The sequence below is a fragment of the Xanthomonas sp. 1678 genome, assembly GCF_031455575.1.
In the GTDB taxonomy this organism is placed as follows: domain Bacteria; phylum Pseudomonadota; class Gammaproteobacteria; order Xanthomonadales; family Xanthomonadaceae; genus Xanthomonas_A.
This window is the reverse complement of the sequence record NZ_JAVDSZ010000014.1, coordinates 56,663-79,020: the sequence shown is the minus strand read 5'-3', so window position 1 is coordinate 79,020 and position 22,358 is coordinate 56,663. Positions and strand designations below refer to the sequence as shown.

The following is a 22,358-nucleotide window of genomic DNA, read 5'->3' as shown; positions in this document are numbered from 1 at the left end:
CGGCGGCCGCACTCACTCCAGGCGCGCGGCGTAGTCGTCGCGTACGTGCTGGTTGAGATAGGTGCTGAGGCCGCGCCCGGCCTCGGCCAGGCGCTGCATCTCGGCCACGTGGTAGGGCCCGGGGTGGCGATGGTCGTAGCGATAGGTGCCGCCATCGACGAAGCGCAGCACGATCCAGTCCGGGCCGATGTCGTAGGCGACCACGCCCGAGCGGCCGCCCTTCCTGCCGTAAGCACGCATTGCGTTCCTCCTCTGGTCGCGCGCCGTGCGAGCGGCGACACTGTGGACCGGCCAAGCCTAACAAGCCGTACACCACGCCGATGGTATTGCTGTCGCCCGCGATCCGCGAAGCGTCCGTGCGCAGCGGGCGGTAGCCCCACATCCCTCAGGAGATACCCGATGAATACCAGCCCCACCAATACCGAAAACCTCAAGGACAACCTCAGCGAAGCCGGCTCGCACCTGAAGTCGGCCGCCAGCTACGCCGGCGACGCGATCAAGGGCGCCGCCGGCGCGGCGGGCGAGGAGCTGAAGCTGGGCAAGGCCAACATCAAGTCCGAACTGTCCGACAGCGCGCTGTCCGGCCTGGCCGCTGCCGAGTTCGGCGGTGCCGCCGCCAAGGAGCAGGTCGACGTGCTGCTGGACAAGGGCCGCGACCTGGTCGACAGCGCCGCCGAGCTGATCCGCGAGCGTCCGCTGGCCTCGTTCGGCGTGGCCTTCGCCACCGGCTGGATCATCGCCAAGCTGGCGCGCAGCAGCGACAAGTAAGCCACGTGAGCGACGAGCAGGCCCGCGACAGCGCCGCTGCCGCGCCCGATCCCGCGGCGGCCGAACGGCCGTCGCTGGAGGAATCGTTCCGCGAATTCGGCAACGCTGGCCGCGAAGGTTTGGCCGCCACGCTGGAGGCCAGCCGCGCGCTGCGCAAGCTGGTGGCGGCGGACCTGGCGCTGGCGCGCGCCGCCCTGGCGCGCGCGCTGGTGTGGCTGACCGTGGCGGTGGCGTTCGGCGCCTCGGCGTGGATGCTGCTGATGGGCGCGCTGATCGCGGTGCTGCAGCGGCTGGGCTGGTCGTGGCTGGCGTCGATCTCGGCGACCGCGGCGTTCAGCCTGGTGGTCACCGCGCTTGGCGCCTGGCAGGCCTTGCGCTATTTCGAGATGAGCAAGCTCGACGCCACCCGCCGCCAGCTGGCCAAGCTGGGCATCGGCGGCGACGACGACGAGGACCATGCCGGCGGCAGCACAGCCGCGGCGAGCGAGACGCACCGATGAAATTCGACCAACTGCAGCACCGCATCGCCCGCGCCGAGACCGTGCTGGAAGGCCGTCAGCAACAGATGCGGACACAGTGGACCACGCTGCAGCGGGTCTGGCGCGAAGGCTGGACGCCGCTGCGCATCGTCGCGGTGGGACTGGGCGCCGGCTTCCTGGCCGGCCGCGCTGAACCGGCGGCGGCGATCGGCAAGATCGGCGGCGCACGCTGGCTGCAGATGATCAGCGCGATCTCCAGCCTGCTGACCGCGACCCGTGCCAAGGAAGCCTCCGACCACGCCGAGCGCGCGGCGGACACCGCGCAGGATGCCGCCGCTGCGGTCGATCCGGCCGCGGCCGCCGCTGCGGGCGTGCCGCCGCGACAGGAACCGACCGCGTCCTACGCAGCGCCCGCGGCGCCGCACGACCAGGCGCAACCGCAGCCGGCCGAAGCGGCCACCGACGTGTCCGAGCGCTGAGCGGCGCCGCCGCGGCCGGCCGGCGCCTGTCGCCACGCCGTCTTCATACCGCGCAGGCCAGGATCGGCCTACACTCCGCCACCTTCTTTTTGCGCCGAACAGCGTGCGTCCGCAGGACGCGCGCCGGGGCCACGTACGCAGCGCAGGTCCGATGAGCACACTCTCCGAATCCGTGGCCGACGCCGGCGACGTGGCACCGCCCCACGCGGACACCCTCCCGCCGCCGCCGGCACCGCGCCCGCGCGGACCGGTGTCGTTGGTGGTGCTGGCGACGCTGGCGGTGGGCTACACCCTGTGGGCGGCGCAGGAAGTGGTGCTGCCGGTGCTGCTGGCCGCGTTCTTCGCCCTGGTCGGCAACCCGATCATCCGCGGGTTGCAGCGGCTGTACCTGCCGCGCTTCCTCGGCGCGCTGCTGGTGCTGCTGTCGGGCATGGCGGTGACCGCGACGCTGGCCGTGCAGCTGGCCGGCCCGGCCGCCGAGTGGGTGCAGCAGGCGCCCGGGCAGATGCGCCACATCGCCACCCAGGTGCGCGACCTGACCAAACCGATGCAGCAGGCCAACCAGGCCGCGGAGAACTTCGCGCGCGCCGCCGGCGGCGAGAGCGGGCGCCGCGTGCAGGTGATCCGCACGCAGATGGACGACCCGTACAAGGCGCTGGTGCGCACCCCGCGGCTGGCCGCCTCGGCGCTGGCGGTGGTGCTGCTGACGTTCTTCTTCATGGTATTCGGCGAGAACCTGCAGCGGCATGCGATCGCGCTTCTGCCGAACCGCCAGCAGCAGAAGTTCACCGCCGACATCCTGCGTTCGATCGAGCGCGAGGTGTCGCGCTACGTGCTGACCATCAGCGTCATCAACACCCTGGTCGGGCTGATCTTCGCCGGCATCCTGGTGCTGCTGAAGATCCCGCTGCAGGAGGCGCTGCTGTGGGGCACGGTGGTGGCGCTGCTGAACTTCGCCCCGTACGTGGGCCCGCTGATCGGCGCGATCCTGATGCTGCTGATGGGCTTCGTGGAATTCCGCGATCCGCTGAGCGCGGCGCTGCCGGCGATCGTGTACCTGGCGCTGCACGTGCTCGAGGGCCAGGTGGTGACGCCGATCGTGCTCGGCCGGCGCATGGCGATCTCGCCGCTGATGCTGATCCTGGCGCTGATGCTGTTCGGCTGGCTGTGGGGCATGGTCGGGCTGCTGCTGGCGGTGCCGCTGCTGGTGTGCATCAAGATGGTGCTGGCGCGGGTGGAAGGCATGCAGCGCTGGGCCAGGTTGTTGGAATGAGGCCGGGACACGGGACTCGGGACTGGGGATTCGAAAAAGCGGGCGGCGCGGCGCCGGGGTCGGTGTGCGTCTACCTGGGGCGACGGCCGTGGCGGCCGGTTGGCGTAAAATGCGCCAGGTGACTTCCTTGCCTTCCTTCCCCGTTCGCGCGATCACGCTGGACCTGGACGATACGCTGTGGCCGTTCGCGCCGATCGGCGCGCGCATCGAGCAGGTGCTGCACGACTGGCTGCTGCAGCACAGTCCGCGCACCGCCGAGCGCTTCCCGATCGCGGCGATGCGGCAGCTGCGCGACGAGGTGTTCGCCGCCCATCCGCACCTGGTCCACGACCTGAGCGAGATGCGGCGCCTGACCCTGCGCCGCGCGCTGCGCGACAGCGGCGCCGACGAGGCGCTGGTGGAACCGGCCTACGCGGTGTTCTACGCCGCGCGCAACCAGGTGGAGTGCTATCCGGACAGCCTGGCGGCGCTGGCGCGGATCGCCGCGCGCGTGCCGGTGGCGGCGCTGAGCAACGGCAACGCCGACCTGGCCACGATCGGCCTGGCGCCGCATTTCGCGTTCCAGCTCAGCGCGCGCGAGCACGGCGCGGCCAAGCCCGACCCGGGCATCTTCCACGCCGCCTGCGCGCGCCTGGGCGTGCCGTGCGCGCAGGTGCTGCACGTCGGCGACCACATCGAGATGGACGTGCTCGGCGCGATGCAGGCCGGCCTGCGCGGCTGCTGGATCAACCGCGACGCGCAGGCCTGGCATCCGGCCACGCCGCCGGACCTGCACTTCGACACCCTCACCGGCCTGGCCGACTGGCTCGACGCCACCCAGCCGGCCGCCGGAGCGGACGCATAAGCCGCGCCCGCACGGCCGCCCGCCACCACTAATCCGTTCCCAGCGCGCCGGCCGACGGCCGCGCCCGACCCACAAGGACCCGCTGATGTCCCTGCCTTCCGGCTTCACCGACGCCTCCACCCACGCGTTGCCGCTGCATGTGCTGGACCGCGAACGCCTGGCCGACTGGCGCGCCGCGCAGTCCCCGGCGTGGGTGGCGTGGCTGGACGCGCAGCAGTTCGTGGCCGCCCCCGGCACCGCGCTGCTGCTGCCGGGGGCCGACGGCGTGGCCGCGGCGGTGCTGGGCGTCGGCGACCGCGGCGATGCCTACGCCTACGCGCACGCGCCGCTGGCGCTGCCGGCCGGCAGCAGCTGGCGGCTGGCCAGCGAGCTGAGCGAGGAGGAGCAGGCCGCGCTGCAGTTGGGCTGGGGCCTGGGCAGCTACCGCTACGCGCGCTACAAACAGCCGGCGCGGCTGCCGGCACGCCTGCTGGCCACGCCGAGCGCGGAAGTGCGCGACCTGCTGCAAGCCTGCGTGCGCGTGCGCGACTGGGTCAATACGCCCGCCGAGGACATGGGCCCGGAGCAGTTGGAGGCGCTCGCGCGCGAACTGGCGCAGGCGCACGGCGCGCAGTGCGAGAGCATCGTCGGCGAGGAACTGCTGGCGCAGAACTTCCCGGCGATCCACGCGGTCGGCCGCGCCTCGCACCGCGCGCCGCGGCTGATCGTGCTGCGCTGGGGCGAGGAGACGCACCCGCACGTGGCGCTGGCCGGCAAGGGCGTGTGCTTCGACACCGGCGGGCTGGACCTGAAGCCGGCCGACGGCATGCGCCACATGAAGAAGGACATGGGCGGCGCGGCGCATGCGCTGGCGTTGGCCGGTCTGGTGATGGCGCAGCGGCTGCCGTTGCGGCTGACTGTGCTGATCGCGGCGGTGGAGAACGCGGTGGGCCCGGACGCGTTCCGCCCCGGCGACGTCATCGCCACCCGCCAGGGCATCAGCGTGGAGATCGACAACACCGACGCCGAGGGCCGGCTGGTGCTGTGCGATGCGCTGACCTACGCCAGCGAACAGGCGCCGGACGCGATCCTGGATTTCGCCACGCTGACCGGCGCGGCGCGCATCGCACTGGGCCCGGACCTGCCGGCGCTGTTCTCGAACGACGACGCGCTGGCGCAGGCCTGGATCGCCGCCGGCGAACGCCACCGCGACCCGGTCTGGCGCATGCCGCTGTGGCGCCCGTACCTGCGCTACCTGACCAGCTCGATCGCCGACCTGGCCAACGCCGGCTCGCGCATGGCCGGCGCGGTGACTGCGGCGCTGTACCTGGAGCGCTTCGTGCCCGCACGGCAGGCCTGGGCGCACCTGGACGTGTACGCCTGGAACGACAGCGACCGCCCCGGCCGCCCCGCCGGCGGCGAAGCGCTGGCGCTGCGCTCGGCCTACGCGATGCTGAAGGCGCGTTACGCCGGGTGAGGTCTGGTGGGTGTCGTATTGGTGTGGTCGAAGTTGCTGCGGCGCAGCTCCCTGTAGGAGCGGCTTCAGCCGCGACAGACACCCTGAACCGCCCTGACTCCCGACGCCGCTCGTCGCGGCTGAAGCCGCTCCTACAGAAATTCGCAGTCCTCAGAGGGGTTCACCGCCCCACTTGCTCGGTGCACTGCAAGAGGAACTTCAGTCCTGACCCGACACGTGCGGCACTCCACCGCTTCACTCGTCGCGACTGAAGTCGCTCCCACAAGAGCCTTGCGAATGCTCGCTGAGTGCACTGTGGGAGGGACTTCAGTCCCGACGCTGTCCGGTCACGGAAGCTCGGCCGCTCCGCTTGTCGCAGGCATTGTCGTGGCGGAGGCGCGGACCAGCTCGCCGGAGCGCACGAACTCCCTGTAGGAGCGGCTTCAGCCGCGACAGACAACCGGAATCACCAAGGTTCCTAGCTTCGTTCGTCGCGGCTGAAGCCGCTCCTACAGGGGCCTTGCAGCCTCTTCGCTGGTGCGCCATAGAAGGTGCTTCAATCCCGATACTGTCCTGGTATCAGTAACTCATCGCTTCACTCGTCGCGACTGAAGTCGCTCCCACAAGGATCCTTGCGGCTTGCTCGCTGGTTGCACTGTGGGAGGCAGTTCAGTCCCGACGCTGTCCGGGCGCGGCAGCTCCACCGCTTCGCTCGTCGCGGCTGAAGCCGCTCCTACAAGGAGCCTTGCGGCCTGCTTGCTGGGTGCACTGTAGGAGGGATTCAGTCCCGACCCGATACACGGTGCAGCAACTCCATCGCTCCGCTCGTCGCGACTGAAGTCGCTCCCACAAGGAGTCTTGCAGCCTGTTTGCTGGGTGCACTGTGGGAGGGACTTCAGTCCCGACGCAATACGGTGCAGCAACTCCACAGCTCCGCTCGTCGCGACTGAAGTCGCTCCCACAAGGAGCCTTGCGGCCTGTTTGCTGGGTGCACTGTGGGAGGGGCCTCAGTCCCGACGCGATACGGGTGCGGCAAGTCCACCGCTGCGTTCGTCGCGGCTGAAGCCGCTCCTCCAGGGGGCGCATGCATTCTTCGCTACGAGTGCGGTTCGCGCCGCGCCGGCTCAGCCCTGCTCGCGCAGCAGCGGGGCGATCTGGCGCATGCGGGTCTGGGTGGCCGGACCGACCAGGGCGAAGGCGGTGCCGCCTTCGGACCAGTACTGCGCCAGCAGGCGGCCGTCGCGGCGTTCGCCGTCGCGCAGGCGGGCGCTGCCCGGGCGCAGGTACAGGCCGATGCGTGCGCCGTCGGCGTCCTGGTAGACCAGCATCGCGGCGGCGCCCTCGGGCGTGGACAGCAGGCGCCCGCCGCGCAGCGCGAAGCCCTGCGCCTGCAGGTCCGGCACCGCGCCGGCCTCGCCGAAATGGGTGCGCAGCCAGCCCTGCAAGGCCACCCGCCGCGCCGGATCGAATTCCAACGGTTGCTCGCCATCGGCGAACAGGCGATACGCGGCCACCGCGTCGGCCATCGGCAGGCGTTCGCCACCGAGGCGGCTGTCGCGCAATTGCCAGCCCAGTCCGGTGCCCAGGCCGAGCATCAGTACGCAGCTGGCGGCCATCGCCGCCAGCGTGCGGCGACGCTGGCGCACGCGGCCGCGCAGCGCCGATGCGCTCAACGCGGGATTGGGCGGCAGCGCTTCGGCGCCGGCCCAGGCCGCGCGCAGCGCGTCGGCGTCCTGCTTCCAGCCGGCCACGCGCGCGGCATGGGCGGGATGGGCCTGCAGCCAGGCGGCGACCTGGGCGCGGCGCGCCGGGTCCAGGCGGCCATCGACATAGGCGTGCAGGGTTTCGTCGTCGGGGCGCAGCACGGTCATTTGAGCACTCGCAAGGCAGGGCCGGGGCCGCTGCGGCCTTCGCCGATCTGGCGCAGTTTCTCGCGCGCGCGCGACAGCCGCGACATCACCGTGCCGATCGGCAGGTCCAGCGCGGTGGCGGCGTCACGGTAGCTGAACCCCTCAACGCTGACCAGCAACAGCAGCGCGCGCTGCTCGGCCGGCAACTGCGCGAAGGCGGCCAACATCGCGCGGCCGTCGTGCACCTGTTCGGCCGACGGCGCCTGGGTCGGCTGCTGCGGCGCGAACAGCGCCAGCACCCGCTGCCAGCGCTGCGCGCGGCGGCGCGTGTCGACGAATTGCCGGTACACGATCGCGAACAGCCACGGCTGCAGCGCATCGGCATCGCGGCGGGTGGACCAGCGCCGCAGCGCGCGCTCCAGCGCCGCCTGCACCAGGTCGTCGGCGCTGGCCGCGTCGCCGCTCAGCGACTGCGCGAAACGCCGCAACCGCGGCATCAGCGCACGCAGGGATTCGTCGTCGAGGTCATGCATGGCTGGGTTCGGCAGCGTTCGGAGTGAGGGTGGTCGCAGGTTAGGACGCGCGGCGAGACGGATTATTCCCCAAGCCCGGGTTAGGCGCCCGTCGCGATCGCCCCACCACGCGCCCGTGCCGGCCGGCCGGCAGGGAACGGAGGCAGCAGTCCCCTTCAGGCAACGCAAAAAAAAAAAGCGCCTGCGCCGGGAATAGACCGCGGCGCCGCACGTCTCACTGCCAATCGCCGCCGCCACAGGAGTTCCCCCATGTCCCATCCCGACCCCGCCCCGCCCTCGCCACCACGCCCGCAGCCCTGGCTGCCGCTGGCGGCCATCGCCGCGATTGCCGCCGTGCTCGCCGCCGCCTTCGCCTGGAGCGCCGGCTGGCTGGGCGGGCCGCAGCGGCTGACCGCGCAGCGCATGACCGACGCCATCGAGGCCGGCGGTCCGCCGCATCCGGGCTTTCGCCGCGCGCACAGCAAGGGCATGTGCGTGAGCGGGCATTTCGAGGGCAACGGCCAGGCCAGTGCGCTGTCCTCGGCGCGGGTGTTCGCCCAGACCTCGGTGCCGGTGCTGGGGCGGCTGTCGATCGGCGGCGGCGATCCGCATGGCGCCGATGCCAGCGCGCGGGTGCGCAGCATGGCGCTGCTGCTGCGCAGCGACGACGGCCAGCAGTGGCGCACGGCGATGAACAGCTTCCCGTTCTTCGTGGTGGCCACGCCGGAGGGTTTCATGGCGCAGACCCTGGCCGCGCAGCCGGACCCGGCCACCGGCAAGCCGGACCCGGCGAAGATGGCCGCGTTCGTGCAACGCTATCCGGAAGCGAAGAAGTTCCAGCAGTGGGCCAAGACCGCGCCCTGGTCGGACAGCTGGGCCAACACCCAGTACAACGGGGTCAACAGCTTCCGCTTCATCGCCGCCGACGGCAGCAGCCGTTTCGTGCGCTGGTCGATGCGGCCGCAAACGCCGTTCAAGGAACTGTCCGCGGCGCAGCGTGCGCAGGCCGATGCCGACTTCCTCGGCGAGGACCTGCAGGCGCGGCTGGCGCGCGGCCCGTTGCGCTGGGACCTGGTGCTGACCGTGGCCGCGCCCGGCGACCCGGTGAACGATCCATCTCAACCTTGGCCGCAGGACCGGCAGCAGATGGTCGCCGGCACCCTGGTGCTCGACCATGCCGAGCCGCAGGCCACCGGCCCGTGCCGCGACCTCAACTACGACCCGCTGATCCTGCCGCGCGGCATCGCCGGCTCCGACGACCCGATCCTGGCCGCGCGCTCGGCGGTGTATTCGCACTCGTTCAACCGCCGCGAGCGCGAGATCGGCCGCGGCCAAGCGCCCGAGGCGACCGGCCAGGCACATGGGGGTGCGCAATGAGTCGCGCGAACGTCTCCGGACATTTCAATCTGACCGCCCGCGTGCTGCACTGGCTGATGGCGGCGATGATCCTGACCATGCTGTTCGTCGGCGTAGGCATGGTCGCCTCGGTGTCGCAGCGGCCATGGCTGCTCGACCTGCATCGTCCGCTGGGCATCGCGATCCTGGTGCTGGCGATCGTGCGCCTGGGCAACCGCCTCCGCCAGCGGCCGCCGCCGCTGCCGGCCGATCTGCCGTGGTGGCAGAAGACGGCGGCGCTGGCCTCGCACTGGTTGTTGTATGCGTTGATGCTGGCGATGCCGCTGCTGGGCTGGTCGCTGCTGTCGGCCGGCGGCTATCCGATCGTGCTGTGGCCGGGCGCGCAGCTGCCGCCGATCGCGCCGCATAGCCCGGCGCTATATGCGTGGCTGCGCAGCGCGCATGGCTGGCTGGCGTATTTGTTGTTCGCCACGGTGCTGGGGCATCTGTGCGCGGCGCTGTTCCATGCCTGGGTGCGCCGCGACGGGGTGTTTTCGAGCATGGCGCGGGGTGGGACGGCGCCGGTGGTGGCGGACCAGGCAGCGTCGCGGGAACAGGTCTAAGGGGTTTGTTCTCTGCTACGACGTCGGGTGGACCTGGCCCGTCGGTCGCGATGGGCTTGGTCGGTGATGCCCGTCGCGACTGAAGTCGCTCCCACAAAAAAGCGCGTGGCGTGCCGGCCGGGCGCTCCTGTAGGAGGGGCTTCAGCCCCGACAGAGTGCCCGGCGAAGATCCGGTTTCTGTCGCGGCTGAAGCCGCTCTTACAAAAAGCGCGGGACGTGTGGGCCGGGTGTGCTGTAGGGGGGCTTCAGCCCCGACAGGGCGCCGGCGAAGGTCCGGTTTCTGTCGCGGCTGAAGCCGCTCCTACAGAAAAGCAAAGCGTGGCGCCTGCGGATTCAGCGTGGGCGCGGCGTTGCCGCTTTGGTCTCGCCGGCGATGCCGTGGCCGGTGGCGGCCCAGTAGATGCCGCCGTACAGGTGTTCGAGGTAGCGCGGGTCGTTGTAGGCCTCGGCCTGGTGGCCGAGCGCGGTGGCGAACACGCGGCCGCCTTCGAAGTGGTGGTACCACGCCACCGGGTGCTGCTTGCCCATGCCCTTGGCGACCTGGCCGGGCCAGATCAGCGTGGGGTCGTAGCTGGTTTCGTCCACCGTCATCAGCGTGACCAGGTCGTCGCTGTACGGCGGGTCGTATTCGTACCATTCGTCCGACCACATCCAGCGCTGCGGCAGACCGGCGGTGGCCGGGAAATTGTGGTCGACCACGTCGACCATCGCAGTCTGCAAGTAGGGATGGGTGCGGAACGAGCGGCCGATCAGGCGGTCGTACCAGTCCCACTGCCCGCGCGCGATCGCGAATGCCTTGTGCACCGCGACCACGCCGCCGCCGGCGCGCACGTACTTCTGGAAATTGGCGCGCTGCGCCGGATTGAGGTCGGTGGCCGGCGTATTGAGCAGCACGATCGCCTCGTACTGCGACAGGTCGCCGTCGAACGCCTCGGCGTTCCAGACCCATACCAGCTCGAAATAGTGCTGCCGCGCCAGCGCTTCGAACTGCGGCTTGGCCACCGGGATGTAGTCGTGGTGGTACTTGTTGGGAATCGCCGCGACCAGCACCTTGAACTGCCCGTCGGCCGCCAGCGCGGCGCCGGCCGGCAACGACCACGCCACCAGCAGCGACCACCCAAAGCACAGCGCACGCATCCACTTCATCTCGCACTCCCGTCGACCGATGCAGGCGAGCATAGTCACTGGCGGCGCCGCTTCCGCGCGGCTGCGCACAATTTCATAGGCGCTTGTCGAACCGGCATACCCGGCGATCCTCGGCAGCGGCGGTTGCGGCGCGAGCCGGCATCGGCGCGCGTCGGGCGGCACGATGCCGATCGTGCGGCAAGGCGCCATGCGGCCTCGGCGTTGCCCATCGTGTGGTGAAGCCCGAGCCGCAGATCCAACGCAGACGTGAGTGAGCTGGCAACCGGTCGGATCTACGGTTACGGGCATCGGGCGAACCGCGCAGCGGCTCGCTGCGCTTCACCTGGTCGTCCGATCTGCCATCCGTCGTGACGCAGCGGACGGACCTGGATGCGACCCGAGTGCCGGCGGGCCGCGTCACCGGCCTTCGCATTTGGCGGCCGCGCTACAGCCAGCCCTTCTGCCGCGCCAGCCGCGCGGCCTCGATGCGGTTGCCGACGCCGAGCTTGCCGATCGCCTCGGACAGATAATTGCGCACGGTGCCGTGCGACAACCCGAGCCGGGCGGCGATGTCGCCGGCCGAGGCGCCCTCGCCGGCCAGGCGCAGCACCTGGCGTTCGCGGTCGTTGAGCGGATCGGCCTCGGACCAGGCCTCCAGCGCCAGTTCCGGATCGATCGCGCGGCCGCCGCGGTGCACCTGGCGGATCGCATCGACCAGGCGTTCGGGCGGCGCGTCCTTCAACAGATACCCGCCGACGCCGGCATCCAGCGCGCGGCGCAGGAAGCCGGGACGGGCGAAGGTGGTGACGATGACCACGCGCACCGGCAGTTGCTGGCGTTGCACCCGCTGCGCCAGTTCCAGGCCGCTGAGGCCGGGCATCTCGATATCGGTGACCAGCAGGTCCGGCGTGTGCGCCTGCAGCGCGCGCCACGCGGCTTCGCCGTCGGCGGCGCTGGCGACCACCGCGATATCCGCTTCCAGGCCCAGCAGCGCGCTGAGCGCACCGCGCACCATCGCCTGGTCCTCCGCCAGCACTAGTCGAATCACGCCTTCCCCCGATGTTGTGCGCGCATTGTAGAGCGCGGCAGCGCGGCGCTCAGTGCAGCGCAGCGTCCTGCCCGGCATGCGGCGGCGCGACCGGCACGCCGGGTGCGGGTTCGGCGGTCCGCGGCAACGGCGCGGCGGCCAGCAGGCGGGTGCCCTGGCCGCGTTCGGAGTCGATCCGCAACGAACCGCCCACCGCTTCCAGCCGTTCGCGCATGCTGGCCAGGCCGGTGCCCGGCTGCATCGCGCTGCCGCGGCCGTCGTCGCGGATCTCCAGCCAGGCCTGGCCGCGTTCGCACCACAGCCGCAGCTGCGCGTTGCCGGCACCAGCGTGGCGCTGGATGTTGGTCGCGGCCTCGCGCAGCACCATCGCGAACACGGTCTCCAGCTGCGCGCATTGCGGCAAGGCATCGACCTGATAGCGGAAGGTGACCCCGGAGGATTCCAGCAGCAGCTTGGCCGAGGCCATTTCCGCCGCCAGCTGCGCGGCGCGGATGCCGCTGACCGCGCGCCGCACCTGGCCCAGCGCCTCGCGCGCGACCTGGCCGACGTCCTCCATCTCCTGCCGCGCCGCGGCCGGATCGCGCGCGAGCAGGCGCGCGGCCAGGTCCGACTTCAGCGCCACCAGCGACAAGGTGTGGCCGAGCAGGTCGTGCAGGTCGCGGCCGATGCGCTCGCGCTCGGCGACCGCGGCCAGGCGCCGCACTTCCTCGTGGCTCAGGCGCAGCTGCGCGTCGGCGCGGGCGCGGCGTTCGAAGCTGATGTTCATCAGCCCCACCGACAGGCCGACCACCACCGCGCTGGTCATGTACAGCAGCGACCAGCCCTGCAGCATCCAGGCCGCGGCGAACGCACCGAGCAGCAACAGCATCGCCAGCAGCGCGCGCCCGATCGGGAAACAGAACGCCAGGAATGCACAGGCATAGATCATGTAGCACTGCGCACCGGGGTTGTACGGCAGCAGCACGAACGCCAGTACGGCCATGCCGGCCACGCACCAGCGCAGGTAGCGGCGATCACGGTAGTAGGCGCAGTAGTACAGGACCAGGAACGCCGCGTAGCTGACCATCGTCGGCCAGAACCAGTCGCGGAAGATGTGCCGCTCGTACAGCGGCGTGATGAACAGCCAAATCGACCACACCAGCGACAGCCACACGAACCACTGCGTGCTGCGTTTGGCCGTGGTCCAGCTCATCCGCTGGGCGACCAGCGATTCGGGCGACGCTTGCAGCAGATCGATCACGGCAGGCTCCAGGGGCGGACGCGCCGCCGCGGTGCATAGGATAGCGAGCGCATGGGGATGGCGCGCGGCGCGGCGGGAAGCGGCGATGCCGGCAGCGCGGCGGCGGCGCGGCGGAGGCCGGCCATCAGCCGCGGCGCAGACGCCAATGCGCCAGCGCATAGAACGCCACCGTCATCGCCAGCAGCGCGGCGATGTGGCCGGTGATTCCGCTGCCGTCGTCGTGACCGACCACGCGCAGCGCGAGCTGGCTCAGGTGATAGGACGGCCATAGCGGCGCCAGCGTGGTCAGCAGCGACGGCAGCATCTGCAGCGGGATCCACAGGCCCGACAGGAACGCCATCGGCAGGTAGATCAGGTTGACCACGGCCGGCGCGCCGCTGCCGCCGACGCGGGCACCGATGTACAGGCCGATCGCACAGAACGGCAGCGTGCCCAGCACTTCGATCAACAACAGCCAGGCGCGCTGCGACGGCGCCAGCCGCACCCCGCCGAGCATGCCGCCGAGCAGCTGCAACAACAATGCGATCGCCAGCGCGAACAGCATCGCCAGCACGGTGCGCGCCAGCAGGATCGCCCCAGGTGGCACCTGCATGGCGCGCTTGAGGGTGAGCAGGCCGCGCTCGCGGTCCAGCGCCAGGCCCACGCCGAAACCGAACAGCGCCGGCGCCATCACCCCGAACACGCCGTAGCTGGCCATCAGGTACACCGCAGCGGCGGCATTGCCGCGATTGAGCAGCACGCCGAACAGCAGGTAGAACATGGGCGGGAACAGCAAGGTCGGCAGCGCGAACGATGGCGTGCGCATCCAGCGTAATAACTCGTAGCGGATTTCGCGCAACAGCAGCGCGACATGGTCACGCCGCAGCAGCGTGGCGTGGTCGCGCAACGGCGGCGCGGCGGCGTCGGTCGGCCGCGCGGCCGCCGTGCCATGCGCCGGGGACGCGGCATGCCCGGTACGGCGTGGATCGGGCGCGTTCATGCGGCCTCCGCACGGGTGATGGCGAGGAACGCGTCGGCCAGGCCGGCGCGGCGGACTTCCAGCTCGCCCAGCGCCGGATCGGCGGCGAGCAGTCGCGCCACCACCGGCTCGGCCGGTTCGGCGACGATCTCCAGCACGCCCTCGCGCGCTTCCACACTGCGCACCTGCGGCCAGCCCGCCACCTGCACCGCGGCCAGCGCGCTGCGGCAGCGGATCGTGCGTTGCTCGTAGCGCGCCCGCAGCTGCTGCACGCTGCCTTCGGCGATCAGCGTGCCGCGCTGCAGCACCGCGACCCGGTCGGCCAATGCCTCGGCCTCCTCCAGGTAGTGGGTGGTCAGCAGCACCGCGCAGCCGTCCGCGACCAGTTCCTGGATCGCCCGCCACAGGCCCTGCCGCGCCTCGATGTCCAGGCCGGTGCTGGGTTCGTCCAGGAACAGCACCTGCGGACGCCCGCAGATCGTCATCGCAAATTGCACGCACCGCTGCTGGCCGCCGGACAAGCCGCCGTAGCGGCGCGGCATCAGGCCATCCAGCCCGGCCAGCGCCACGCAATCGGCGACGCTGCGCGGGCGCCGGTAGTAGCCGCGCGCCTGGTCCAATAGTTCTCCCACGCGCAGCGTGTCCGGCAAGCCGGCGGACTGCAGCATCACCCCGGCCTGGCGCCGCGTGCCGAGCGCACGCGGATCCTGCCCGCACAGCTGCACGCTGCCGGCATCGGCCACCTGCAGCCCGAGCAGCAGCGCCACCGCGGTGCTCTTGCCCGCGCCGTTGGCGCCGAGCAGGGCCAGCAGCTGGCCGCGCTGCAACTGCAGGTCCACGCCGTCCAGCGCGACCACCGCGCCGTAGCGCTTGTGCACGGCGCGCAGCTGCGCCAGCGGGAGAGTGTCGGGAGCGGCGTGCATCGGCAGGAACCGGTCGTGGCGGGAGTGGCCATGCTGCGCCGCGGCGCCGGCCCATCCCAGTGCGGCCCGTCAGCCGCAGCGGGTGACAGCTGTCACTGGCGATGGCTGCGCGATTGCCGCATGCTGCGCTCCACGCCACGGGGAATGGCGCCGCACCTGCCGCAGCGCACGCAGAAAGTGACTTCCGGCAACTGGGAAGCGCACCCCTCGCCGTCCACACTGCGCCTACCGATTCGTCCAGGGACAAGATGAGTACCTCCGCCGACCTGCTCAAAGAACTCCGTATCGACCGCAAGGCCCCGCCGAGCGCGCCGCCGTCGCGGCGCGGGCTGTGGATCGCCGTGGTCCTGGTGCTGCTGCTCGCGCTCGGCGTCGGCGGCTGGCTGCTGTTCGGCCGCGGCAAGGCCATCGAGGTGACCACCGCGCCGGTGGTGGCGATCGCCGCCGGCAGCAGCAGCGCCTCGGTGCTGGACGCCAGCGGCTACGTGGTGGCGCGGCGCATGGCCACGGTGTCGGCGAAGATCACCGGCAAGGTGCGCGAGGTGCTGATCGAGGAAGGCATGCGCGTGGAGCAGGGCCAGGTGATGGCGACGCTGGACCCGATCGACGCCGGCGCGCAACGGCAGCTGTCGGCTTCGCAGCTGGACGCGGCGCGCAGCCAGGTAGCGAACATGCAGGCGCAGCTGCGCCAGGCCGAGGCCGATGCGCAGCGGCTGCAGACCCTGTCCACGCAGCAGTTGGTGTCGCGCTCGCAGTACGAGCAGGCGCTGTCGCAGCGCGACGCCCTGCGCGCGCAGCTGCAGAGCGCGCAGCGCAACGTGGTGGTGGCCGGCAACCAGCTGTCGATCTCCGACCTCAACGTGGACAACACCATCGTGCGCGCACCGTTCTCCGGCGTGGTCACCGCCAAGGCGGCGCAGCCGGGCGAGATCGTGTCGCCGCTGTCGGCCGGCGGCGGGTTCACCCGCACCGGCATCGGCACCATTGTGGACATGGAATCGCTGGAGATCGAGGTCGAGGTGGGCGAGGCCTTCATCGGCCGGGTCAAGCCGGGCATGCCGGTTGAAGCCACGCTCAACGCCTACCCGGAGTGGAAGATTCCGGCCGAAGTGATCGCGATCATCCCCTCGGCCGACCGCGGCAAGGCCACGGTCAAGGTGCGCGTGGCGCTGAAGCAGAAAGATCCGCGGATCGTGCCGGAGATGGGCGTGCGGGTGAGCTTCCTGGAAGCGCCGCAGGCGCAGGCGCAAGACAAGCCGCAGGGCGTGCGCGTGCCGGGCGCGGCGATCGTCAAGCGCGACGGCCAGGACGTGGCGTTCGCACTGAAGGAAGACAATACCGTCGAGCGGCGCGCGCTGAAGACCGGCATCGCCCTGGGCGACGACCGCCAGGTGCTGTCGGGCCTGGCGGCGGGCGACACGGTGGTGCTGGACCCGCCGGAGACGTTGCGCGACGGGGTCAAGGTGAAGATGGCGGAGACGACCGAGCAATAGCGGCGGACGCGTGTGAGGTACCGCGCTTTGGCGCGAATCACTGCATGTCGTCCGCTGTCGTTCCTGTCGCCACCGCCTTGCTCCATCGCCCTAAAGACGGCGGCGCTCGCTTTGTTTCCGTCCCGTTCTTGCCATACCGCGTATCGCCCCAGCTAGTCGTTTCATCGCATCTTTTAGTTTCTTCTCGTGCTGGATCAAGCCTGCAATTGGCTGCACAAGCTCCAACTGCCACACCGCTCTTGATATTGCTGTAGCTGTAGCTGTAGCTGTAGCTCTGCTGTTGCTACTGCGCTTCTGCTGTTGCTACTGCTCTGCTGTTGCTATTGCGCTTCTGCTGTTGCTACTGCTCCGCTGTTGCTGCCGCTCTGCTGTTGCTGTTGCTCCGCTGTGGCTTTTGACTTTCCGGGTTCCCTTCCGCAGCGGCGGATGGACCGGGGAAAAACCCGAAGGGCGGCGCACATGGATGTGCGCCGTTCGCGGCAGGGGCAGGATGCCCTTCCGCGAATCCCCGGTGCATCCGCGGACCCGTAGCGCGCAGCGCGGAGGGCGCGTAGGCAGGGCGCGCTTTCTTTTGGTTACTTTTCTTTGCGCGAGCAAAGAAAAGTGACCCGCCAAGGGCGGAAGCTTTTGCTTTTCTGTTGCTTTTTTGCTTGGGCGTTTGCTTTTGTAGGAGCGGCTTCAGCCGCGACTGGTTCTGTCAGGAAAGTGTCGCGGCTGAAGCCGCTCCTACAAGAGCTCCACCACTGAAGGAGCAAAAGCAAAGCTTTCGCCTGCGGCGAGTTACTTTTCTTTGCTTGTGCAAAGAAAAGTAACCAAAAGAAAGCACACCCTACTCCGCGCCCTCCGCGCTGCGCGCTCCGGGTCCGCGAATAGGACGGGATTCGCGGAAGGGGCATCCTGCCCCTGCCGCGAACGGCGCACATCCCTGTGCGCCGCCCCTTCGGGGTTTTTCCCGACCTATTCGCCGCTACGTAAGGGACCCGGTAGAGCAAAAAAGCTGAAGAGCAAAGCAACTGCAAGTGCAAGTGCAACTGCAACTGCAACTGCAACTGCAAACAGCAAACAGCAAACAGCACCAGCGTCAGCAAACTGCCTCACCGCAACCGGCACATCTACTTCCGTCCACTGCCAGGAAAACCACCATGTCCACCCTCGTCAAACTGCGCAACGTCACCAAGACCTACCAGCGCGGGCCCGAGAAAGTACAAGTCCTGCACGGCATCGACCTGGAGATCGAACGCGGCGACTTCGTCGCCCTGATGGGACCCTCCGGCTCCGGCAAGACCACCCTGCTGAACCTGATCGGCGGCCTGGATACCCCCAGCGGCGGCGAGATCGAGATCGAAGGCGAACGCATCGACCGCATGAGCGGCGGCCAACTGTCCACCTGGCGCAGCCAGCACGTCGGCTTCGTGTTCCAGTTCTACAACCTCATGCCCATGCTCACCGCGCAGAAGAACGTGGAACTGCCGCTGCTGCTGACCAACCTCAGCGCCGCCCAGCGCAAGCGCAACGCCGAGATCGCCCTGACCCTGGTCAACCTCGCCGACCGCCGCAGCCACCGCCCCAACGAACTGTCCGGCGGCCAGCAGCAGCGTGTGGCGATCGCCCGCGCCATCGTCTCCGATCCCACCTTCCTGATCTGCGACGAGCCCACCGGCGACCTGGACCGCCACGCCGCCGAAGAGATCCTGCAGTTGCTGCAGCAGCTCAACCGCGAACACGGCAAGACCATCATCATGGTCACCCACGACCCCAAGGCCGCCGAGTACGCCAGCCATACCGTGCACCTGGACAAGGGCGAGCTGGCCGACGCGCCGCTCGTGGCGCATTGAACCGGTCGCTGCCGCATCGCGGCCAGCCGCTGCGCGCGTACCGCGCCACGGCGTACCGTTCCCTGGAGAATCGAACATGAAATACTTTTCGTTGGTCTGGGCGCAGCTGTTCCGCAGCAAGACCCGCACCCTGCTGACCCTGCTGTCGGTGGTCGCCGCGTTCCTGCTGTTCGGCATGCTCGACTCGGTACGCGTGGCGTTCAACTCCGGCGGCAGCGTCGAAGGCGCCAACCGGCTGATCGTGTCCTCGCGGCTGTCGATCACCCAGTCGCTGCCGGTCAGCCTGCAATCGCAGATCGAGTCGGTGCCCGGGGTGAAGAAGGTCACCTACGCGATGTGGTTCGGCGGCATCTACCAGGATCCGAAGAACTTCTTCCCCAACTTCTCGGTGGCGCCGAACTTCTTCGACGTGTATAGCGAGTACGACGTGCCGCCGGCGCAGCTCAAGGCGTTCCGCGAAACCCGCACCGCCGCGGCAGTGGGCGCCGCGCTGGCCAAGAAGCACGGCTGGAAGATCGGCGACACCATCCCGCTGCAGGCCACCATCTTCCCGCGCGGCGGCAGCAACGACTGGCCGCTGACCCTGACCACCATCTTCAAGGTCAAGGACGCCAAGAACGCGCAGGCGGAAAACCAGTTGATGATGAACTGGAAATACTTCGACGAGTCCAACGACTACATCAAGAACAAGGTCAGCTGGTACACCGTGCAGCTGGGCAGCGCCGACCAGGCCTCGCGGGTGGCGCAGGCGATCGACGCGCTGTCGCTGAACTCGGACCACGAGACCAAGAGCCAGACCGAGGCCGCGTTCTCGCAGGCCTTCGCCAAGCAGTTCGCCGACATCGGCCTGATCGTCACCGCGATCATGGGCGCGGTGTTCTTCACCCTGCTGCTGCTCACCGGCAACACCATGGCGCAGGCGGTACGCGAGCGCATCCCGGAGCTGGCGGTGCTGAAGACGCTCGGCTTCCGCGACGGCACCGTGCTGAGCCTGGTGATGGTCGAGTCGGTGCTGCTGATCGTGCTCGGCGGGCTGATCGGCATGGGCCTGGCGGCGCTGATCATCCCCGGCGTGGCCGCAGCCAGCGGCGGCATGATGCCGATGCGCGGCGTACCGGCGCAGACCTGGCTGGTGGCGCTGGGGCTGATGGTCGCCATCGGCATCGTGGTCGGCTTGCTGCCGGCGCTGCGTGCGCAGCGGCTGAAGATCGTGGACGCGCTGGCCGGGCGCTGAGCCCGCCGCCGCATCGTTCCCTATCGCATTCTCGGAAGACGCACTGATGAAACTCAAACAATGGTTGGGCAATCTGCTCTCGCTGCTGCTGCTTGCCCTCGGGCTGGCGCTGTGGATCGCGCTGCCCTGGTACGGGGTGCTGGCGCTGGCCGTCGGCGTGGCGCTGTGGCTGCTGCTGACCCGCAGCGGCCGCCTGGCGCTGGCCGCCACCCGCATCGGCGTGGCCAGCCTGCCGCAGCGCTGGGGCGCCTCGTCGGTGATCGTGGTCGGCATCGCCGGCGTGGTCGGCGTGCTGGTGGCGATGCTGGCGATGGGCGAAGGCTTCCAGGCCACGCTCAGCAGCACCGGCGACGACACCACCGCCATCGTGCTGCGCGGCGGCTCCGGCGCCGAGACCAACTCGGTGATCACCCGCGACCAGGTGCCGCTGATCGCCAGCCTGGCCGGCGTGGCCAAGGGCGCCGACGGCAAGCCGCTGGTCTCCCCGGAGCTGTCGCAGGTGATCAACCTGCCGAGCAAGGCCGAGGGCACCGACACCAACGTGCAGTTCCGCGGCGTCGGCGACGCCGGCTGGATGGTGCACGACAAGGTCAGGATCGTGGAAGGCCGCCGCTTCGCCGCCGGCCTGCGCGAGATCGTGGTCGGCCAGGGCGCCAAGGCGCAGTTCCGCGGGCTGGAGGTGGGCAAGACGCTGAGCCTGGGCCGCGAGCAGTGGACCGTGGTCGGCGTGTTCGCCTCCGGCGACGCGCACGATTCGGAACTGTGGGCCGACGCGCAGACCCTGGCCTCCACCTACAACCGCAGCGCCTACCAGTCGATCAACGTGCGCACCGCCGGCAAGGACGGCTACGCCCAGTTCAAGGCGGCGATGGCCGCCGACCCGCGGCTCAAGCTCGACGTGGAGACCACCCGCGCCTACTACGCCAAGCAGGGCGGCAACCTCAGCAAGCTGATCAGCATCCTCGGCACGGTGATCGGCGCGATCATGGCGGTAGGCGCGGTGTTCGGCGCGCTCAACACCATGTACGCGGCGGTGGCCACCCGCGCGCGCGAGATCGCCACGATGCGCGCGATCGGCTTCCGCGGATTGCCGGTGGTGACCGCGGTGATGCTGGAGACGATGCTGCTGGCGTTGCTCGGCGGGCTGCTCGGCGGGCTGATCGCCTGGGTCGTGTTCAACGGCTACAGCGTGTCCACGCTGGGCAGCAACTTCAGCCAGGTGGTGTTCCAGTTCAAGGTGTCGCCGGAACTGCTGTGGAGCGGGCTGAAGTGGGCGCTGGGCATCGGCCTGGTCGGCGGGCTGTTCCCGGCGCTGCGCGCGGCGCGGCTGCCGATCACCACCGCCTTGCGCGCGCTGTAAGGCCGCCATTCCGGGCACCGCGGCACCTGCCTGGCACACGGAAGCGAGGTCGCGGGTCGGCCTCCACCTGCGCAAATGCGACCCGCGGGTCTGGCCCGGCGTGTCGCGGGCCGGCGCCACGCGGCCCGACCTGAACGCGAGGCGCTGCCGCGCGACGCCGACCGGGTGCCGGCCAGGCCCGGCACGGCCCGGTCGGGACGGGTGGATGCGCCACAGCGCAGGCCGCAGCGGGAAAAACCGGGCTGGCGGTCCCGCCTCGGCGCACCCTGCCGACCCGCGTCATCGTTTCGTCATCCAATTGCGGTAGAGCCGCGCCGGCGAAGGCGGTAGCCTGCGCGGCCGCTCATCCACCGCCTACCGCCATGTCGTCGCGCCTGCGCCTCCTGCTCGTCCTCTGCGCCAGCCTGTGCCTGGCGGCCTGCTGCGTGGCCGCGGGCACCTCCACCTCGCTCAGCGACCGCCTGGTCGCGCCGGGCGGCGTGTCGCCGCTGATGGACGAGGAACGCATCCAGGGCCTGCTGTCGACCCTGCCCAACCGCAGCGGGCACGTGCTCACCCCCGGCGGCATCCCGATCTTCTGGCGGGCGATCGATCCGGGCGACTACCGCATGCGCTACCGCTACGAGCATGCCGGCCGCGACGCCAACGGCCACGAGCGCGCCGATTTCGCGATGGACGTGGCCGCGCCGCAGCCCGGCGCGCACGCCGCCCCGCGCGGCACCGTGGTGCTGCTGCACGGCTGGATGATGGACGGCGACTCGCTGCTGCCGTGGTCGCTGGACCTGGCCCAGGCCGGCTACCGCAGCATCAGCATCGACCTGCGCAACCACGGCCGCTCCGGCGGCGGCCCGGCCGGCTACGGCACCCGCGAGTCCGACGACGTGGTCGCTGTGATCCGCGCGCTGCGCGCCCGCGGCGAGGTGCAGGGTCCGCTGTACCTGTTCGGCGTGTCCTACGGCGCCGCCACCGCGCTGTTCACCGCGCAGAAGCTGGGCGGCGACGTCGACGGCGTGGTCGCGATGGAATCCTTCGCCAACGCCGGCCGCGGCATCCGCGACATGATCCCGCACATGCTCGCCAGCCGCCCGCAGGGCCTGATGGCCAGCGCGGCGATGGACCTGGCGCGCTGGCGCTATGCCGGGCAGAACCTGGATGCGGTCATCGCCAACGCCAACCAGCGCCTGGCGCTGAACCTGGACCAGGTCGACGTGACCGCCGCCGCGCGCGCCGCCCCGGCCTGCGTGCTGCTGCTGCATGGCGGCGCCGACCAGCACATCCCGGTCGCGCACGGCCGCCTGCTGGCGCTGGACGCGCCGCGCGCGCACTACCTGGAGATGCCCGGCGAGAACCACATCAGCCTGCCGATGCGGCTGGACCTGCTGGCGCCGACCGTGGAGGACTGGTTCGCCGAACTGCCGGCGCAGCGCCACGACGGCCACTGCCCGTCGCCGCTGGCGCCGCGCGTGGACGCCGGGCAGCAGTTGACCGGCAGCCCGGCTGCGAGCGTCGGCCGGGGTTGAGCAGGGAGTGGGGATTGGATTCGT

21 protein-coding genes are annotated in these 22,358 nt (G+C 70.4%); 13 read left to right on the top strand and 8 right to left on the bottom strand.

The window, feature by feature from the left end; genetic code table 11:
- Positions 1-12: 12 nt before the first annotated feature.
- Positions 13-240, bottom strand: a complete 228-nt coding sequence (locus tag J2Y70_RS20075) for a hypothetical protein (protein WP_263396783.1) — start codon at positions 238-240, stop codon at positions 13-15.
- A gap of 159 nt (positions 241-399) precedes the next feature.
- Here J2Y70_RS20075 and J2Y70_RS20070 point away from each other — a divergent pair, with 159 nt between their 5' ends.
- The 6 genes from J2Y70_RS20070 (at position 400) to J2Y70_RS20045 (ending at position 5,299) form a co-directional block, all read left to right on the top strand.
- Positions 400-768 (top strand): hypothetical protein, encoded by a 369-nt coding sequence (locus J2Y70_RS20070; protein WP_263396782.1) that lies wholly within the window; start codon positions 400-402, stop codon positions 766-768.
- Between the two features lie 5 nt (positions 769-773).
- On the top strand, positions 774-1,268 hold the full coding sequence (locus tag J2Y70_RS20065) for a phage holin family protein (RefSeq protein ID WP_309921652.1): 495 nt from the start codon (positions 774-776) through the stop codon (positions 1,266-1,268).
- Entirely contained in the window at positions 1,265-1,726 is a 462-nt protein-coding gene (locus J2Y70_RS20060; RefSeq protein ID WP_309921649.1) for a hypothetical protein, read from the top strand. Before J2Y70_RS20065 ends, J2Y70_RS20060 begins: the two co-directional genes overlap by 4 nt.
- Before the next feature lie 151 nt (positions 1,727-1,877).
- Positions 1,878-2,999, top strand: coding sequence for an AI-2E family transporter (locus tag J2Y70_RS20055; RefSeq protein ID WP_309921646.1), 1,122 nt, complete (start codon positions 1,878-1,880; stop codon positions 2,997-2,999).
- A 127-nt stretch (positions 3,000-3,126) separates the two neighbouring features.
- Positions 3,127-3,843, top strand: coding sequence for an HAD-IA family hydrolase (locus J2Y70_RS20050; RefSeq protein ID WP_309921643.1), 717 nt, complete (start codon positions 3,127-3,129; stop codon positions 3,841-3,843).
- An 85-nt stretch (positions 3,844-3,928) separates the two neighbouring features.
- On the top strand, positions 3,929-5,299 hold the full coding sequence (locus tag J2Y70_RS20045) for a leucyl aminopeptidase family protein (RefSeq protein ID WP_309921640.1): 1,371 nt from the start codon (positions 3,929-3,931) through the stop codon (positions 5,297-5,299).
- 1,103 nt (positions 5,300-6,402) lie between these two features.
- Here the strand turns inward: J2Y70_RS20045 and J2Y70_RS20040 are convergent.
- Together J2Y70_RS20040 and J2Y70_RS20035 are read right to left on the bottom strand one after the other, a co-directional pair.
- Positions 6,403-7,149 carry an anti-sigma factor gene (locus J2Y70_RS20040; RefSeq protein ID WP_309921637.1) on the bottom strand — a complete coding sequence of 249 codons (747 nt, stop codon included), beginning with the start codon at positions 7,147-7,149 and terminating at the stop codon, positions 6,403-6,405.
- Positions 7,146-7,661, bottom strand: a complete 516-nt coding sequence (locus J2Y70_RS20035; RefSeq protein WP_263396775.1) for an RNA polymerase sigma factor — start codon at positions 7,659-7,661, stop codon at positions 7,146-7,148. The genes J2Y70_RS20040 and J2Y70_RS20035 overlap by 4 nt, the downstream gene beginning before the upstream one ends.
- A 249-nt stretch (positions 7,662-7,910) precedes the next feature.
- On the opposite strand from J2Y70_RS20035, the gene J2Y70_RS20030 reads away from it, so the two are divergent.
- Positions 7,911-9,017: a catalase family peroxidase gene (locus J2Y70_RS20030; RefSeq protein WP_309921634.1), complete on the top strand. Its 1,107-nt coding sequence runs from the start codon at positions 7,911-7,913 to the stop codon at positions 9,015-9,017.
- Positions 9,014-9,598, top strand: coding sequence for a cytochrome b (locus tag J2Y70_RS20025; protein WP_309921632.1), 585 nt, complete (start codon positions 9,014-9,016; stop codon positions 9,596-9,598). Before J2Y70_RS20030 ends, J2Y70_RS20025 begins: the two co-directional genes overlap by 4 nt.
- A 333-nt stretch (positions 9,599-9,931) precedes the next feature.
- Here J2Y70_RS20025 and J2Y70_RS20020 read toward each other — a convergent pair whose 3' ends face one another.
- The 5 genes from J2Y70_RS20020 to J2Y70_RS20000 form a co-directional block, all read right to left on the bottom strand.
- Positions 9,932-10,744 carry a ThuA domain-containing protein gene (locus tag J2Y70_RS20020; protein ID WP_309921629.1) on the bottom strand — a complete coding sequence of 271 codons (813 nt, stop codon included), beginning with the start codon at positions 10,742-10,744 and terminating at the stop codon, positions 9,932-9,934.
- 424 nt (positions 10,745-11,168) lie between these two features.
- Positions 11,169-11,771 (bottom strand): response regulator transcription factor, encoded by a 603-nt coding sequence (locus J2Y70_RS20015; protein ID WP_263396771.1) that lies wholly within the window; start codon positions 11,769-11,771, stop codon positions 11,169-11,171.
- 49 nt (positions 11,772-11,820) lie between these two features.
- On the bottom strand, positions 11,821-13,011 hold the full coding sequence (locus J2Y70_RS20010; RefSeq protein WP_309921624.1) for a sensor histidine kinase: 1,191 nt from the start codon (positions 13,009-13,011) through the stop codon (positions 11,821-11,823).
- 124 nt (positions 13,012-13,135) lie between these two features.
- The gene (locus J2Y70_RS20005) at positions 13,136-13,990 is read right to left on the bottom strand and encodes an ABC transporter permease (RefSeq protein WP_309921621.1); all 855 of its coding nucleotides are present in this window, start codon (positions 13,988-13,990) and stop codon (positions 13,136-13,138) included.
- Positions 13,987-14,892 carry an ABC transporter ATP-binding protein gene (locus J2Y70_RS20000; protein ID WP_309921619.1) on the bottom strand — a complete coding sequence of 302 codons (906 nt, stop codon included), beginning with the start codon at positions 14,890-14,892 and terminating at the stop codon, positions 13,987-13,989. Before J2Y70_RS20000 ends, J2Y70_RS20005 begins: the two co-directional genes overlap by 4 nt.
- Before the next feature lie 248 nt (positions 14,893-15,140).
- Here J2Y70_RS20000 and J2Y70_RS19995 point away from each other — a divergent pair, with 248 nt between their 5' ends.
- The 5 genes from J2Y70_RS19995 to J2Y70_RS19975 all read left to right on the top strand — a co-directional run bounded on the left by J2Y70_RS19995 (position 15,141) and on the right by J2Y70_RS19975 (position 22,334).
- A complete protein-coding gene (locus J2Y70_RS19995) occupies positions 15,141-16,385 on the top strand; it encodes an efflux RND transporter periplasmic adaptor subunit (RefSeq protein WP_309921615.1) in 1,245 nt (414 codons plus the stop codon).
- Between the two features lie 1,142 nt (positions 16,386-17,527).
- Complete coding sequence (locus tag J2Y70_RS19990) at positions 17,528-18,220, top strand: ABC transporter ATP-binding protein (RefSeq protein WP_263396766.1); 693 nt, start codon at positions 17,528-17,530, stop codon at positions 18,218-18,220.
- Positions 18,221-18,296: 76 nt separating this feature from the next.
- A complete protein-coding gene (locus J2Y70_RS19985) occupies positions 18,297-19,454 on the top strand; it encodes an FtsX-like permease family protein (protein ID WP_309921612.1) in 1,158 nt (385 codons plus the stop codon).
- 46 nt (positions 19,455-19,500) lie between these two features.
- Positions 19,501-20,814 (top strand): ABC transporter permease, encoded by a 1,314-nt coding sequence (locus tag J2Y70_RS19980; protein ID WP_263396764.1) that lies wholly within the window; start codon positions 19,501-19,503, stop codon positions 20,812-20,814.
- A gap of 362 nt (positions 20,815-21,176) precedes the next feature.
- Positions 21,177-22,334 (top strand): alpha/beta hydrolase, encoded by a 1,158-nt coding sequence (locus J2Y70_RS19975; protein ID WP_309921607.1) that lies wholly within the window; start codon positions 21,177-21,179, stop codon positions 22,332-22,334.
- Positions 22,335-22,358 lie beyond the last annotated feature (24 nt).

Bases quoted from the DNA above. Each gene is read 5' to 3' on its own strand.
- J2Y70_RS19995 (WP_309921615.1), top strand. From the start codon at position 15,141: ATGAGTACCTCCGCCGACCTGCTCAAAGAACTCCGTATCGACCGCAAG.
- J2Y70_RS19975 (WP_309921607.1), top strand. From the start codon at position 21,177: ATGTCGTCGCGCCTGCGCCTCCTGCTCGTCCTCTGCGCCAGCCTGTGC.
- J2Y70_RS20000 (WP_309921619.1), bottom strand. From the start codon at position 14,892: ATGCACGCCGCTCCCGACACTCTCCCGCTGGCGCAGCTGCGCGCCGTG.
- J2Y70_RS20045 (WP_309921640.1), top strand. From the start codon at position 3,929: ATGTCCCTGCCTTCCGGCTTCACCGACGCCTCCACCCACGCGTTGCCG.
- J2Y70_RS20055 (WP_309921646.1), top strand. From the start codon at position 1,878: ATGAGCACACTCTCCGAATCCGTGGCCGACGCCGGCGACGTGGCACCG.
- J2Y70_RS20075 (WP_263396783.1), bottom strand. From the start codon at position 240: ATGCGTGCTTACGGCAGGAAGGGCGGCCGCTCGGGCGTGGTCGCCTAC.
- J2Y70_RS20005 (WP_309921621.1), bottom strand. From the start codon at position 13,990: ATGAACGCGCCCGATCCACGCCGTACCGGGCATGCCGCGTCCCCGGCG.
- J2Y70_RS19985 (WP_309921612.1), top strand. From the start codon at position 18,297: ATGAAATACTTTTCGTTGGTCTGGGCGCAGCTGTTCCGCAGCAAGACC.
- J2Y70_RS19980 (WP_263396764.1), top strand. From the start codon at position 19,501: ATGAAACTCAAACAATGGTTGGGCAATCTGCTCTCGCTGCTGCTGCTT.
- J2Y70_RS20030 (WP_309921634.1), top strand. From the start codon at position 7,911: ATGTCCCATCCCGACCCCGCCCCGCCCTCGCCACCACGCCCGCAGCCC.
- J2Y70_RS20020 (WP_309921629.1), bottom strand. From the start codon at position 10,744: ATGAAGTGGATGCGTGCGCTGTGCTTTGGGTGGTCGCTGCTGGTGGCG.
- J2Y70_RS20025 (WP_309921632.1), top strand. From the start codon at position 9,014: ATGAGTCGCGCGAACGTCTCCGGACATTTCAATCTGACCGCCCGCGTG.
- J2Y70_RS20035 (WP_263396775.1), bottom strand. From the start codon at position 7,661: ATGCATGACCTCGACGACGAATCCCTGCGTGCGCTGATGCCGCGGTTG.
- J2Y70_RS19990 (WP_263396766.1), top strand. From the start codon at position 17,528: ATGTCCACCCTCGTCAAACTGCGCAACGTCACCAAGACCTACCAGCGC.
- J2Y70_RS20060 (WP_309921649.1), top strand. From the start codon at position 1,265: ATGAAATTCGACCAACTGCAGCACCGCATCGCCCGCGCCGAGACCGTG.
- J2Y70_RS20040 (WP_309921637.1), bottom strand. From the start codon at position 7,149: ATGACCGTGCTGCGCCCCGACGACGAAACCCTGCACGCCTATGTCGAT.
- J2Y70_RS20070 (WP_263396782.1), top strand. From the start codon at position 400: ATGAATACCAGCCCCACCAATACCGAAAACCTCAAGGACAACCTCAGC.